Raw genomic sequence first — 13,289 nt, 5'->3', positions numbered from 1 at the left:
GTTCCTTCTTGATCACCGAATCGTAGATCTGGCCGGTGGTGAAATTGTTGCGCCGCTCCATGCGGGCATTGGTGAAGCGCTCGTAGTGGCCAAGGTCGAGGTCGGTCTCGGCGCCGTCCTCGGTGACGAAGACCTCGCCGTGCTGGAACGGACTCATCGTTCCGGGATCGACGTTGATGTAGGGATCGAGCTTGAGATGGGTGACCCGGATACCACGCGACTCGAGGATGGCCCCCAGGGACGCGGCGGCGATCCCCTTGCCCAGCGATGAAACCACGCCGCCAGTGACGAAGACGTATTTGATCATGGAGATGACTGCAGCGGGAAATCCAGATTGTAGCCGAAAACCACACGCCACGGCAGCCCGCTGCGCACTCCGGAGAGCGGGCCGCGCCTGCTCCACCGGCCGGCATCAGGCTGGCTGCAGTTGCCTGCCGCAGCGCCTCACGCGGCAAGCGCTCCTTGACGCATCCCCCCCGGGAGGATACCATCCGGGAATGGACAGTCATCCCGCGCACCCGGAAATCATCAAGCGCCTGAAGCGCGCCGAGGGCCATCTGCGCAGCATCGTCGGCATGCTCGAGACGGGCCGCGGCTGTCTCGAGGTGGCGCAGCAACTGCAGGCGGTCGAACGGGCCGTCGCCAGCGCCAAGAAAACTCTGGTACAGGAGCACATCGACCATTGCCTCGAGCAGGCCGTGCGCGACGGAACGAGCCGTCCCGACGACACCATTCGCGCCTTCAGACAACTCTGCAAGTATCTCTGACCCCGCCCGGAGCACACCACCCATGCTGCATGCCGACCTCTCCCCCTGGAGCCACACCCATGTCTTCGACGAGGGCAACCTGGCGGCCGAAAAGGGCACCCGCCTGGTGATGCTGATCACCGCCGCGATGATGGTCATCGAGATCGCCGCCGGCTGGTGGTTCAACTCGATGGCCCTGCTCGCCGACGGCTGGCACATGAGCTCGCATGCCGTGGCGATCGGCCTGTCCGCACTGGCCTATGCCGCGGCAAGGCGCTATGCCGGCGACCGGCGCTTCACCTTCGGCACCTGGAAGATCGAGGTGCTCGCCGGTTTCGCCAGCGCCATCTTCCTGCTCGGTGTCGCGGCGATGATGGTCAGCAGCTCGCTCGAACGCCTCCTCGCACCGCAACCGATCCAGTTCGGTCAGGCCATCGTCGTCGCCGTGCTCGGCCTGGTGGTCAATCTGGTCTGTGCCCTGATCCTGCACGGCGCGCATGATCATGGCCACGCGCATGATGACCATCACGCAGCCGACGATCACCATCATGACCATCATGACCACGCCGGACATCACGACCTCAACCTGCGTGCCGCCTACCTGCACGTCATCGCCGACGCCGCCACCTCGGTGCTGGCGATCGTCGCCCTGCTCGGCGGCATGCTCTACGGCTGGGACTGGCTGGATCCCCTGATGGGCATCGTCGGCAGCATTCTCGTCGCACGCTGGGCGTCGGGGCTGATCCGCGATACCGGCCGCGTGCTGCTCGATCGCGAGATGGATCACCCGGTGGTCGACGAGATCCGGCAGGCGATCGCCGGCCAGGCCGGCTGGCAGAAAACGCCACGCATCGACGACCTGCACGTCTGGCGGGTCGGCCGCGAAAAGTTCGCGGTGATTCTCAGCCTGGCCAGCGACGACCCGGCGGTCAGCCCCGACGCCGTGCGCCGGCTGCTCGCCCAACACGAAGAACTGGCGCACGTCTCGGTCGAGGTCAATCGCCTGCCCGGCGCGTAGCCACCCCGTTGCCGCGGCCAGAGCAAGCGCTCATGCCCGGCGCGGACAGTTTCGAATCCGGAAGCGTGCAGGACGAGCCCGGACCGCTGTCAAGCGAACCCGGGAGTGTGCAGGACGAACCCGGACCACTGTCAATCGAACCCGGGAGCGTGCAGGACGAGTCCGGACCGCTGTCAGTCGAACCCGGGAGCGTGCAGGACGAGTCCGGACCGCTGTCAATCGAACCCGGGAGCGTGCAGGACGAGTCCGGACCGCTGTCGATCGAACCCGGGAGCGTGCAGGACGAGTCCGGACCGCTGTCAATCGAATCCGGGAGCGTGCAGGACGAGTCCGGACCGCTGTCAATCGAATCCGGAAGCGTGCAGGACAAATCCAGGCCGCTGTCGATCGAATCCGGGAGCGCGCGCGCCGCGGCTGCTTCGGCGCCCAGCGGACCCGGACAGAGGCAAAATGCTGCCCGGTCGACACCGCCGACCCGCCACAACAGGCCCGACCGGCGGCGCCCGACGCGCGCCTAGCGCGCGGCCGGCGATGGCGGCGGCGCCAGCGTGTCGCCGGCCGCCTTCTTCTCCCGCTGCGGGGCACGCTCGACATGGCTGGCGCTCTCCCAGGCGCGCAGCTTGTCGGGGTTGCGTGCGTACTTGTTGTTCATGATCGCGTCGAGTTGCCGTACCTCGGCCATGCCTTCCCTGATCAGGCGACCGACCGCAGCGGTGCTGGCAACGCCGTTCAGATCGTCGGCATCCATCTCGCTGTCGGCCGCCCGGATGGTCGCCAGGTCGTCCTTGAGGTCCTGCACGAAAGTCGCGGGCATCTCGTAGGCGATGAACTTCCCGGCGACGTCCGCCTCGTCCAGGGCCAGCGAGAAGGCATCGGCGGCACCGAGCAGGGCGCCCTGACTGCTGTTCTCGGGAACGCGGAACTTGTCGGCGAAGCCCGCTTCTCCGGCGCCGATCGCCCGTGCGGTGCGCGCGATGTTCTGCAGATCGAGCCGCAACTCGTCGATCAGCACCTGCTTGGCGGTCGCCGTGCCGCCGCCCTGCCTGGCTCGCTCGGTGGTGAGGTCCCTGACGATCTGCGCGAGGCGGGCAAAATGCCCGGCCGCCTTGCTGCCGTTGGCGAAATCGGCGAAATGGTTTCTCCCGAAAGTCTGAACACGGCCAAACATGTCATAACGGCGGGCTTCTCGGTCATTCATGGCATCTCTCCAGACAACGGGTGGGTGGGAAGCGGACGGGAGTCAAAGTTAAACCGGAGTGTCGCTTCTGGCAAGCCCCGCCGCCTGGCGTGGGAGACCGCGGCTAGCGCTCCTCGGGAAAACCGGCGAGCAGTTGCTCGACGATCCATTTCGCCTCGGCCTCGCTCAGGAAACGGTGCCAGGGCGGCATCGGCGTACCCGGCCGGCCGCCGACGATGGTGGCGACCAGCGAGTCGACCGGTTTGTCCCGCAGGGCAGCCGGTTTCAGTGCAGGACCCAGGCCCCCCTGCAGCGTCATGCCGTGGCAGGAACCGCAATCCTGACGGACCAGGTGAACGAGTTCCCTTTGCCGTTGGGGAGTCGGCACGGCCGTTTGCGGCACGCCCTCGGCGCCGACGCCGGCAGACGCGAGCAGGAGCAGGAGCCCGAGGACGGGAGCAGGAAGAGCCGGAGGAATAAAGGACATGGCACGGCAATCGGGCGGAAGGCTGCGACGACGGCAGCAGGTATTCGACAGGGCCGGGGAGCACCACAGGATCGCGCCATTCCAGCCGGGGCGCTGCGCGCACACCCCGCGCCGGTGCTGACGGATCAGGGCAGCGAGAGAATCCAGTGCACGAGAATGCGGATGTTGTCGATCCCGGCCCGCTTGTTGGCCGACATGTAGTCATTTCCCCAGACGCCACCGCCGCCCTCGTAGACCTTGGTGACCAGCGTCTCTTCGACCTCCGGCTTGCCGCGATAGCGTTTGGCCACGTCGCGCCAGGCGGGTCCGCGCACCGTTTCATCGACATCGTGACAGGTCAGGCAACGGCTCTTGTCGGCCAGTTCGAGCATCGCCGGGTCGACCGGCGGCGGTGCGGCGAGCGCCAGGGAGTGGCCGAGGGCGAGCGCGAGCGTCGGAATCACGGTTTGCAGCTTCATCGTATCTCCTTCCGGTCGACCGGCCGGTGGCCATTGACCGCCGGCGCGGCTAAAAAAACGGGGGGCCGCAGCCCCCCGATTCTGCGGATGCTGGCGTCCGATCAATAGATGTCGTGCATGGTGTTGTAGACGTTGAACTTGCCGGTCGGCGTCACCAGACGCGGATCCTTGATCACCGTCTTGACCTTGCGTGTCTTGTCATCGACCACGACGATGGCCGACGGTTCGGTCTTGTTGCCGGTCCACACCGAGAACCAGATCTCGTCGCCCTTCTCGTTGTACTCGCCATGCACCACGCGCTGCACGCCTTTGGTCTTGCCGAGATCGGCGGCGGCAGCGATGTCGATCACTTCACCCTTGGGACTGGCGTCGCCGAGTTCGGAGATCTTGTAGGCGATGACCGAGCCGGCCACCTTCGGATCCGGGTTGAGCGGTGCGTCGGCCCACAGGTTGGCCGACTTCGGATGCGTCTTGACGAACAGCGAGTTGGCGCCGACGTTCTTGAGCTCCTGCACGACCTTCCAGGCATACTCGCCCTTGCCTTCCGGGTCGGTGCCGATGATGCTGATCACGTCGGCCCCCAGGTGCGAGGTGGCCCAGACGCGGCCGAACTTCGGATGGACGAAGTTGGCGCCACGCCCCGGGTGCGGGATCTTGGCGGTGTCCACCAGCGCCGCCAGCTTGGCCGTCTTGGTGTCGACCACCGCGACCTTGTTGGAGGCATTGGCCGCCACCAGGAAGTAGCGCTTGGTCGAATCCCAGCCGCCGTCATGCAGGAACTTGGCCGAATTGACCGTGACTTCCTTCAGGTTGGCCAGGTCGGAGTAGTCCACCAGCTTGATCATGCCGGTTTCCTTGACGTTGACCACCCACTCCGGCTTGTGCTCGGAAGCGACGATCGAGGCGACGCGGGGTTCCGGATGATAGTTGCCGTCGACCGTGTTGCCGCGCGTCGAGACGTTCTTCAGCGGCTCGAGCGTCAGGCCGTCGAGGATGGTGTACTGCGGCGGCCAGTACGAACCGACGACGGCGTACTTGTCCTCATAACCCTTGAACTTGGAGGTTTCGATCGACCGTGCCTCGAAGCCGGCTTTCAGGGTTGCCACGGTGGTCGGCTTCTCCGACCACAGGTCGATCAGATCGTAGCGACCGTCGCGCCCGATGACGTGCACGTAACGGCCGGAAGTCGAGATGCGCGAGATATGCACGGCATAACCGGTCTTGATGACCGCCCAGATCTGCTTCTTGTCGCCGTCGATCAGCGCCACTTCGCCGGAGTCACGCAGGGTCACCGAGAAGACGTTCTTCAGGTTGACGTCGTTCATCTGCCTGGTCGGACGCTTGTCGACCGGGATCAGCAGCTTCCAGCTCCCCTTGATGTCGGCCAGGCTCCACTCGGGTGGCGCTTCGGCCGGCATCTGCAGATAGGCCGCCATGTTGGCGATTTCCTTCTTCGACAGGATGTCGTCGAAGTTGGGCATGCCGCCTTCGGTGCCGTAGGACATGATCTTCTCGAGGCGCGAGGTGCCGAGTTTGCCGGTGTTCGCCGGTTCGAGATTCTTGCCGGTCGCGCCCTTGCGCAACATGCCGTGGCAGCCGGCGCAACGCTCGAAATAGGTCTTGCCCGAGGCAGCCTTGTCTTCGGCCGACAAGGTTGCTGCGGCGGCCGGTGCCGCGCTGGCGGCCGGTGCCGGCGCGGCGGCCTTCTCGGCCGGCGCGGCGAAGGCGACATTGATGGCCAACGGCAGGCTTGCCAGCATCAGTACGTTACGAATTCCCTTCTGCATTCTTGGTTTCCTCTCCTCTTGAAATTGCTCAACCAGCACTCGCGGTCAGACCCTTGTCGGACTGCTCGCAGGATGACATGTCGGCAAGGGCCGATTCATTGACATCAATCAAATATCGACCCGCCAAGCGGATTCGCTGCCGGATCAGTTGAAAAGGGACGGCTGCGGCGCTTATGCTTGCACTTCAGCCAAGGATCGGAAGCATCCAATGAGTCGGACACCTTCGTCAACAGTCACCGGAACCGTCTACATCGTCGGCAGCGGGCCGGGCGACCGCGACCTGTTGACCCTGCGCGCCGCCCGCCTGATCGGCGAGGCCGACGCCATCGTCTACGATCACCTGATCGGCGAAGGGGTGCTCGACCTGGCTCGCCCGAATGCCGAGAGAATCTACGCCGGCAAGGAGAGTTCGAGGCACAGCGTACCGCAGGAGAAGCTCAATCAACTGCTCGTCCGGCTGGCGCGGACGGGCCGCAAGGTCGTCCGCCTGAAGGGGGGCGATCCCTTCGTCTTCGGACGCGGCGGCGAGGAGATCGAAACCCTGGTCGACTCGGGAATCCCCTTCGAAGTGGTGCCGGGCGTCACCGCGGCGGCCGGCTGCGCCGCCTACGCCGGCATTCCACTGACCCATCGCGAGCACGCACAGGCCGTAGCCTTTGCCACCGGCCACCTGAAGGACGGCACGATCAATCTCGACTGGCCATCGTTGGCGCGCCCCCGGCTGACCGTCGTCTTCTACATGGGCATCGGCGGTCTCGCCGAGATTTGTCGTCAGATGATCGCGCACGGTCTGCCACCCGACCATCCGGCGGCCGTCGTGCAGAACGGAACGACCAGCCGCCAGCGGGTGCTGACTGCCGATCTGGCGACCCTGCCGGCCAGGGTCGATGCGGCGGGCATCACGACTCCGGCCCTGATCATCGTCGGCACGGTGGTCAGCCTGCAGCAGAAGCTGGCCTGGTACCCGCCGCCAGCGTCCGGCCCGGCGGAGTGCTGAAACGCCTCAGGCGAGCAGGCCGAGCATCAGCAGGACGGCGAACAGGAACTGCAGTCTGGCGGTGCCGGCCAGCAGGTCATTGAACACCGGCCCCGCCACCGCACGTCGCAAGCGCCGGATCTGACCGACCACCAGCGGCAGGACCAGCAGCGGCCAGGCCAGCCAGACCCCGCGTCCGGTCAGCCAGGCAAGCCAGAACAGCAGGGCAAAGGGCAGCAGCGTCTCGACGCCGTAAAGCCAGGAGGCGGCGCGCCGGCCGAGCAGCACGGCCAGGGTGCGCCGTCCGGCCCGCGCGTCGGTGTCGATATCGCGCAGGTTGTTGACCGTGATCACCGCCGCCGCGAACAGACCGACCATCGCCCCGGCGAGCAGGGCCGGCGCATCGATCGACCGGGTCTGCAGATAGTAGCTGCCACCGACCGCCAGCAGACCGAAGAAGATGACGACGAACAGCTCACCGAGCGGCGTATAGGCGATCGGCCGCGCTCCGCCGGTGTACCCCCAGCCGGCCCAGAGCGAGGCCAGGCCGATGGCGATGATTGGCCAGCCCCCCCGGTCGGCGAGATAGATTCCGAAGTTGAAAGCCAGGGCAAAGGCCACCCACGCCCCGCGCCTGACCGCCCCGGCCGGCAGCCAACCCATTGCCGTGACCCGCGGCGGACCGAGACGCTCGGGCGTATCCGCACCGCGCTCGAAATCGGCGACATCGTTGTGCAGATTGGTGCCGATCTGGATCAGCAGGGCGGCGAACAGGGCGACCAGCGCCGACGGCCAGTCGAGCGTCGCCTGCCGCGCCCATGCCAGCGCGCTGCCGACCAGGACGGGGACCAGCGACACGGTCAACGTGCGGGGCCGGATGGCCAGCCACCAGGCAGCCAGTCGGGCTGGCCTCGCCGCTCCACCGCTCATCGCCGTCCGCGTCGCAGCGCGCAATGCCCGACGCCGCCAGCGCGGCGGGGTCGAGCGGGCTTGCGGGTGGGTGCTATAATCCGCCGCTTTGCAGGCAAGGGCCGAACTCTTGGTGGTGCCGAGAGGGGGAATCGAACCCCCAAGATGTTTCCATCGGCGGATTTTGAGTCCGCTGCGTCTACCGATTCCGCCATCTCGGCTCTGGCTCGCTGTCTGCGAGCCGGAAGAGGCCCCGATTATCGCTGATTCTCCGGCAACGAACAAGCAGAAGCAGACAGTCGAGCCTGCCGCGAGCGTTCCGCCCGACGAGAAGTTCACGCGCCGGCCGGGCCTTGCCGAAGGCTCGCCGCACGGCCGACCGCGTACGATCCGCTCCTTGAGGAAAGAGGCCCCGCCGCTCCGCCATGCTGACACTCGACGATTTCGACTTCGACCTGCCTGATGAACTGATCGCGCAGCAGCCAGCCGCCGAACGTAGCGGCAGCCGGCTGCTGCAGCTCGTGGCAGGCGCCCTCAGCGACCACCGCTTCGGCGACCTGCCCGAGCTGATCGATCCGGCTGACCTGCTGGTGTTCAACGACACGCGCGTCATCCGGGCGCGCCTCTTCGGCCGCAAGGAAAGCGGCGGTCAGGTCGAAGTCCTGATCGAGCGCATCGTCGACGCCCGTCACGCGGTGGCCAAAATCCGCGCCAGCAAGCCGCCGGCAGCCGGCAGCCGGCTGTTGCTCGAAGAAGCGGTGCCGCTGCTCGTCCGCGGCCGCAGCGGCGCAGAAAACGAATTCTTCGCGCTCGAACTCCTCGGCGCCGGCGACCTCTGGGTGCTGATCGAAAGACATGGCCGCCTGCCCCTGCCGCCTTACATCACGCACCCCGCCGGAGTGGACGACGAAGCGCGCTATCAGACGGTGTTTGCCCGCTCGCCCGGCGCCGTCGCCGCACCCACGGCCGGTCTGCATTTCGACCAGACACTGCTCGGGCGACTCGCCGAGCGCCGGGTCGAAGTGGCCTGGCTGACGCTGCATGTCGGAGCCGGCACCTTCCAGCCGGTGCGCGTGCGTGATCTCGCCGCGCATCGCATGCACGCCGAGCGCTTCGTCATTCCACCCGCCACGGTCGCTGCGATCGCCCGCGCGCGCGCGCGTGGCGGCCGGGTGATCGCCGTCGGCACGACCAGCCTGCGCGCCCTCGAAGCGGCGGCATGGTCGGGCGAGTTGCGCGCCGGCCCGGCCGAAACCGACATCTTCATCACCCCAGGCTACGACTTTCGCATCGTCGACCGGCTGATCACCAACTTCCACCTGCCGAAGTCGACGCTGCTGATGCTCGTCTCGGCCTTTGCCGGCCACGCGGCGATCCGGCAAGCCTATGTTCACGCGATAGAGCGGCGCTACCGCTTTTTCAGCTATGGCGATGCCATGCTGCTGACCCGCCAGTGATGGCGTCGCGCGGCCCAGCCATTGATCAACCGGACGACCGATGCTCAAGAATCCGTTGCACGCCACTGCCATCGACCATCTCGACAAGCTCGGCCTGAGCCCGGACACGCACAAGGTGGCGCTGGCCAGCGCACTTCTGTGGACCTTCCGCTCGTCGACCGAAATCCATCGCCTGCTCGGTCTGAGCGGGCTGCACAGCAGCGCCGGCAAGGCATTCGCCTTCCCCGACGTCAAGCAGGCCGTGCAGGAACTGCGCGACAGGCAACTGCTGCTGCATGACAACCCCGCCCGCCCGGCCGCCTTCCAGTTGCTCGACGCCCTGCGGGCGCCGCTCTACCGGCAGTTGCTCGAAACCTTCCCGGGCAGCAAGCTCATACAACTGATCTGCGAGCTCGACCATTTCAATCCGGCGCGATCCGCTTACTACTGGAGCACCGGCAGCCTTCCCACGACCATCGCCTATGTCCGCGCCAAGTACTACAGCGGTGCGCCGAGCGAAGAGCTGTGGTCGATCAGAAACCTCGTGGCGCGCTCGATCGCCTGGGACAGCATCGTCACCAGCGCGCTGCTGTCCGGCTTCGATGGCCCCAGCTTCGAGCGCATCGATGCAACCGAACGCTGGCGGCTCGCTTACCAGGCGACGGCCAGCGTCTGCCTGCACTGGGTGAAGGAATATCTGCCGATCGCCGATTGGGCCTTGACCCAGCTCGCGCAGCACCCCGATCAGTTATCCGTCGATCTGCGCCTGGCACTCGGCGACCTGACCATGCAGCGCGCCGATCCGGGCTTGTTGCAGACCGCGCTGAGCGGCGTCGATAACGGCCTGGCAAGCGGCGTACGGGCTGCACAAAGGGTGCTCGACGGGCAATGGGCGAGCGGACAGGCAGCGTTCGAAGCGGCGTTCGGGCAGCGCAGGAAGGAAATCGGCGGCAGCAAACGCTTCCTCCCCGATAGTGTCGCCTGGTTCTATCCCCTGGCGCTGCTCGCCCAGTCGACACCGGCGCACCTCCAGCTCGCGCGCAAGTTCTGCGCGGCCGAGGCAGGCCGGCGCGAACCCAGTCCCTACAGCGGCTGGGGCCGCTGGGTGCACGCCATCGACGTGCGTCTGGGCAAGGCGCCGATCATCCGCCAGGCGTTTCAGCCGCCGTCGGATCGACTGCAGCATCCACCACTCGACTCGCTGTGGGCGATCCTGCTCGCCGCCTGGCTGGGCAACGAGCTGATCGCCGAACACGGCGCCCCACATCCGGCCAGGCAGTGGCACGAGACGATCCTCGTGCTGCGCCGCAAGCTCCTCGCCTGTCAGATGACGTCGCTGCTGCGCCTGCTCGACGGCGCCGCCGGCGTGCTCGACGGAGGCGATCCTCCGCATGGCTTCTTCATTGCCGGAGCCGGCGAACACTGGCGCGAAATCCTCACCACCCTGCAGTCCCTGGGCGGCGCACCGACGGTCGACGGCGACGGCGAAACGAGCCGCCTGCTGTGGGAAATCGAACTCGGCAAACAGGGTTTTCTGGCAGGCATCAAGCCGCTCGAACAGAAACGCACGCAGCGCGGCTGGGGCCGCCCACGCACCATCACACTGGCCAGGATCGCTGGCAGCGAACGGCTCCCGGCCTGGGACAGCAAGGTCGCTCGCGCCATCCGCCCCCAGCCTGGCTACAGCCGCCACCGCCTCGACCGGGCGAGCGCGATTGTCGCCCTGCTCGGGCATCCCTGCATCGTGCTGGCAAATGCCCCCGAGCAGTTCGTCGACCTCACGGAGACGGCTCCCGAGCTCGAGCTGATCCGTCAGGGTGACCACTTCGTGATGCGCATCGAGCCGCCGCTGCGGTCGAGCGCCCCCTTCGACAACGCCTATTATGCCGACGCCGACGAGCGCCGCGAGGTGGCAGCCCTGCGCCTCATCACGCTCGTCCAGGACGGCCCGCAACGCCTGCGACTGGTGCGTTTCTCCGCCGAGCAGCAGCAGGCCGCCCACCTCGTCGCCGGCCGCTTCGCCATTCCCGCCAACGCCCCGGGCGCCCAGGAGGAGGTCGAGAAGACCCTGCGGGCGCTCGCCGCGCGCTTCCAGGTGCGCGCCGACTCGGCGCAGGCCGCCCGCCAGGTCGTCAGCGACTCGCGCCTGCGCGCCGAGCTGTCACCGCTTGGCGAGCAGCTTGCGCTGCGCCTGGTGGTGACGCCTCTGGGCGCCGACGGGCCGAGAATGCCGCCGGGCAGCGGTCGAGCCCGCCTGATGGCAGTGCTCGGCAGTGAAACGATAGGGACCGAACGCGACCTGCGTGCCGAACGCCAGCACCTCGACGCGGTCCTCGACGCCCTGCCCTTCCTCGATCCCGGCGACGACGGCAGCGAATGGCTGGTGGACGATCCGGAACAGGCGCTCGGCGTCGTCGAAAAGCTGCCGACCCTGCCGGCGATCGCCGCCGTCGAATGGCCGAAGGGCAAGAGCGTGCGCGTCATCAGCGTCGACACCCGGCAACTGGGCCTGCGTGTCAGTCGCGAGCGTGACTGGTTCCGCCTCTCCGGACAGGCCGACCTCGACGAGGGCCTGGTCCTGCCGCTCGAAACCCTGCTCGCCACGGCGCGCGACAAGACACGCTTCGTGCCGATGGGGAACGGCATCTACGCAGCGCTGACCCGCGCACTGAAGCAGAAGCTGTGCGATCTGGCCGCCGTGCTGGAAATCGACAAGCAGGGCGGCAAGGCACCGACGATCGCCGCCGCCTGGCTGGACGAGGTGCTCGTCGAGGGGACCGGACTGACGGCCACCGCCGACTTCCGCAAGGTCATCGACCGGCTGCGCAACGCGCAGTCGATCGAGCCAAAGCTGCCGAAGTTGCTGCAGGCCCAACTGCGTCCGTACCAGGAAGATGGCTACCAATGGGCGATACGTCTGGCAACGGCCGGCATGGGCGGTTGTCTGGCCGATGACATGGGCCTCGGCAAGACCCTGCAGGCGCTCGGCGTACTGCTCGAGCGTGCCGCCGGCGGTGCTGGGCTGGTCATCGCGCCGACCTCGGTGTGCGGCAACTGGCTGGCCGAAACACGGCGTTTCGCTCCCGCCCTCAACGTCCGGATGTACGGCGAGTCGAGCGACGGCGAGCGCGACGAACTGGTCAGCCAGGCCGGCCCGCAGGATCTGCTGATCGTCTCCTACACGCTGCTGCAACTGGCACAGGAACGCTTCGCCGGACGCACGTGGCACACGGTCATCGCCGACGAGGCGCAGGCGATCAAGAACGCTGCCGCCAAACGCTCGCAGGCAGTCTTCGAACTGGCCGCCGACTTTCGCCTGGCCTTGACCGGAACGCCGGTGGAAAACCGGCTGGCCGACCTGTGGTCGATCATGCGCTTTGCCAACCCCGGCCTGCTGGGCACCATCAACCGCTTCAGCGAACGTTTCGCCGGGCCGATCGAGCGTAACCGCGATCGCGAGGCGCAGCACGTGCTCAAACGCCTGATCGGCCCCTTCGTCCTGCGCCGCACCAAATCGGAAGTGCTGCAGGAACTGCCGGCGCGCACCGAACTGATCCTGGCCGTTGCCCCGGAAGCGGCCGAAGCGGCGCATTATGAAGCCCTGCGTCGCCAGGCCGCACGCGAGATCGACGCCACCCTGGACAGCGCACCCGAGGCGCAGGCCCATTTCAACATCCTCGCGCAACTGACCCGACTGCGCCGTGCCGCCTGCGACCCGCGACTGTGCAGCCCGGAGTTCGGCATTGCCGGTGCCAAGGTCCAGGCGTTCGCCGAGCTGGCCGCCGAGTTGATCGCCAACGGCCACAAGGCGCTGGTCTTCAGCCAGTTCGTGGACTTCCTGCAGGTCCTGCGCGCCCCACTCGACGAGGCGGGCTTCAGCTACCAGTACCTCGACGGTGCCACCCCGGCCAGCGAGCGCAGCCGGCGGGTCGCCGCCTTCCAGGCCGGCGCCGGCGACCTCTTCCTGATCAGCCTGAAGGCGGGCGGCTTCGGCCTCAACCTGACCGCCGCCGACTACGTGGTGATCACCGATCCATGGTGGAACCCGGCGGCCGAGGATCAGGCGATGGGCCGCGCGCACCGCATCGGTCAGCTACGGCCGGTCACCGTCTATCGCCTGGTCACCAAGGGCACGGTGGAGGAACGCATCGTCGAGCTGCACCAGGAGAAGCGCGCCCTCGCCGAAGGCATCCTGGCCGATGGCGAGGCCGGCGCCCTGCCCTCGACCGAGGATTTGCTGGCGCTGATCCGGGGGAAATGAGGGGCCATCGCAGTCGGCGCACCACCTCCTCCGG

At 67.2% G+C, this 13,289-nt stretch carries 11 protein-coding genes, 1 tRNA gene and 1 pseudogene; 6 read left to right on the top strand and 7 right to left on the bottom strand.

Annotated features, from left to right (window positions below; genetic code table 11):
• Nucleotides 1–307, bottom strand: a pseudogene (gene pyrG / locus JNK99_RS10320) (CTP synthetase); the annotation flags it as partial.
• A gap of 190 nt (nt 308–497) precedes the next feature.
• On the opposite strand from pyrG, the gene JNK99_RS10315 reads away from it, so the two are divergent.
• The 3 genes from JNK99_RS10315 to JNK99_RS10305 are packed head-to-tail and all read left to right on the top strand — an operon-like array spanning nt 498 to nt 2,282.
• Entirely contained in the window at nt 498–767 is a 270-nt protein-coding gene (locus JNK99_RS10315; protein WP_291852397.1) for a metal-sensing transcriptional repressor, read from the top strand.
• A 22-nt stretch (nt 768–789) separates the two neighbouring features.
• Nucleotides 790–1,764, top strand: a complete 975-nt coding sequence (dmeF, locus tag JNK99_RS10310) for a CDF family Co(II)/Ni(II) efflux transporter DmeF (protein WP_291852394.1) — start codon at nt 790–792, stop codon at nt 1,762–1,764.
• Between the two features lie 32 nt (nt 1,765–1,796).
• Nucleotides 1,797–2,282, top strand: a complete 486-nt coding sequence (locus JNK99_RS10305) for a hypothetical protein (RefSeq protein ID WP_291852392.1) — start codon at nt 1,797–1,799, stop codon at nt 2,280–2,282.
• Here JNK99_RS10305 and JNK99_RS10300 read toward each other — a convergent pair.
• The 4 genes from JNK99_RS10300 to JNK99_RS10285 all read right to left on the bottom strand — a co-directional run bounded on the left by JNK99_RS10300 (nt 2,279) and on the right by JNK99_RS10285 (nt 5,673).
• Nucleotides 2,279–2,962 (bottom strand): hypothetical protein, encoded by a 684-nt coding sequence (locus tag JNK99_RS10300; RefSeq protein ID WP_291852390.1) that lies wholly within the window; start codon nt 2,960–2,962, stop codon nt 2,279–2,281. The two genes, JNK99_RS10305 and JNK99_RS10300, sit on opposite strands and share 4 nt — an antisense overlap.
• A gap of 103 nt (nt 2,963–3,065) precedes the next feature.
• Nucleotides 3,066–3,428 (bottom strand): cytochrome c, encoded by a 363-nt coding sequence (locus JNK99_RS10295; RefSeq protein WP_291852389.1) that lies wholly within the window; start codon nt 3,426–3,428, stop codon nt 3,066–3,068.
• A 125-nt stretch (nt 3,429–3,553) separates the two neighbouring features.
• Entirely contained in the window at nt 3,554–3,886 is a 333-nt protein-coding gene (locus JNK99_RS10290; protein WP_291852384.1) for a c-type cytochrome, read from the bottom strand.
• Nucleotides 3,887–3,987: 101 nt separating this feature from the next.
• Nucleotides 3,988–5,673 carry a nitrite reductase gene (locus JNK99_RS10285; RefSeq protein ID WP_291852381.1) on the bottom strand — a complete coding sequence of 562 codons (1,686 nt, stop codon included), beginning with the start codon at nt 5,671–5,673 and terminating at the stop codon, nt 3,988–3,990.
• Nucleotides 5,674–5,881: 208 nt separating this feature from the next.
• Here JNK99_RS10285 and cobA point away from each other — a divergent pair, with 208 nt between their 5' ends.
• On the top strand, nt 5,882–6,670 hold the full coding sequence (gene cobA / locus JNK99_RS10280; RefSeq protein ID WP_291852378.1) for a uroporphyrinogen-III C-methyltransferase: 789 nt from the start codon (nt 5,882–5,884) through the stop codon (nt 6,668–6,670).
• A gap of 6 nt (nt 6,671–6,676) precedes the next feature.
• On the opposite strand, the gene JNK99_RS10275 is transcribed toward cobA, so the two are convergent.
• Both JNK99_RS10275 and JNK99_RS10270 read right to left on the bottom strand, forming a co-directional pair.
• Entirely contained in the window at nt 6,677–7,603 is a 927-nt protein-coding gene (locus tag JNK99_RS10275) for a 1,4-dihydroxy-2-naphthoate polyprenyltransferase (RefSeq protein WP_291852351.1), read from the bottom strand.
• Nucleotides 7,604–7,692: 89 nt separating this feature from the next.
• Nucleotides 7,693–7,779, bottom strand: a tRNA-Leu gene (locus JNK99_RS10270).
• Nucleotides 7,780–7,983: 204 nt separating this feature from the next.
• Between JNK99_RS10270 and queA the strand changes: the two genes are divergently transcribed.
• Together queA and JNK99_RS10260 are read left to right on the top strand one after the other, a co-directional pair.
• Complete coding sequence (queA, locus tag JNK99_RS10265; protein WP_291852348.1) at nt 7,984–9,015, top strand: tRNA preQ1(34) S-adenosylmethionine ribosyltransferase-isomerase QueA; 1,032 nt, start codon at nt 7,984–7,986, stop codon at nt 9,013–9,015.
• Nucleotides 9,016–9,055: 40 nt separating this feature from the next.
• Complete coding sequence (locus JNK99_RS10260) at nt 9,056–13,255, top strand: DEAD/DEAH box helicase (RefSeq protein WP_291852345.1); 4,200 nt, start codon at nt 9,056–9,058, stop codon at nt 13,253–13,255.
• Nucleotides 13,256–13,289: the final 34 nt, after the last annotated feature.

This window comes from Accumulibacter sp. (assembly GCF_016789985.1).
Lineage (GTDB): Bacteria > Pseudomonadota > Gammaproteobacteria > Burkholderiales > Rhodocyclaceae > Accumulibacter.
Note: the sequence above shows the minus strand (reverse complement) of the source record. Positions and strands in the feature narration are given on the sequence as shown.

Bases quoted from the DNA above. Each gene is read 5' to 3' on its own strand.
- JNK99_RS10315 (WP_291852397.1), top strand. From the start codon at position 498: ATGGACAGTCATCCCGCGCACCCGGAAATCATCAAGCGCCTGAAGCGC.
- JNK99_RS10290 (WP_291852384.1), bottom strand. From the start codon at position 3,886: ATGAAGCTGCAAACCGTGATTCCGACGCTCGCGCTCGCCCTCGGCCAC.
- JNK99_RS10285 (WP_291852381.1), bottom strand. From the start codon at position 5,673: ATGCAGAAGGGAATTCGTAACGTACTGATGCTGGCAAGCCTGCCGTTG.
- cobA (WP_291852378.1), top strand. From the start codon at position 5,882: ATGAGTCGGACACCTTCGTCAACAGTCACCGGAACCGTCTACATCGTC.
- dmeF (WP_291852394.1), top strand. From the start codon at position 790: ATGCTGCATGCCGACCTCTCCCCCTGGAGCCACACCCATGTCTTCGAC.
- JNK99_RS10260 (WP_291852345.1), top strand. From the start codon at position 9,056: ATGCTCAAGAATCCGTTGCACGCCACTGCCATCGACCATCTCGACAAG.
- JNK99_RS10295 (WP_291852389.1), bottom strand. From the start codon at position 3,428: ATGTCCTTTATTCCTCCGGCTCTTCCTGCTCCCGTCCTCGGGCTCCTG.
- JNK99_RS10300 (WP_291852390.1), bottom strand. From the start codon at position 2,962: ATGAATGACCGAGAAGCCCGCCGTTATGACATGTTTGGCCGTGTTCAG.
- JNK99_RS10305 (WP_291852392.1), top strand. From the start codon at position 1,797: ATGCCCGGCGCGGACAGTTTCGAATCCGGAAGCGTGCAGGACGAGCCC.
- queA (WP_291852348.1), top strand. From the start codon at position 7,984: ATGCTGACACTCGACGATTTCGACTTCGACCTGCCTGATGAACTGATC.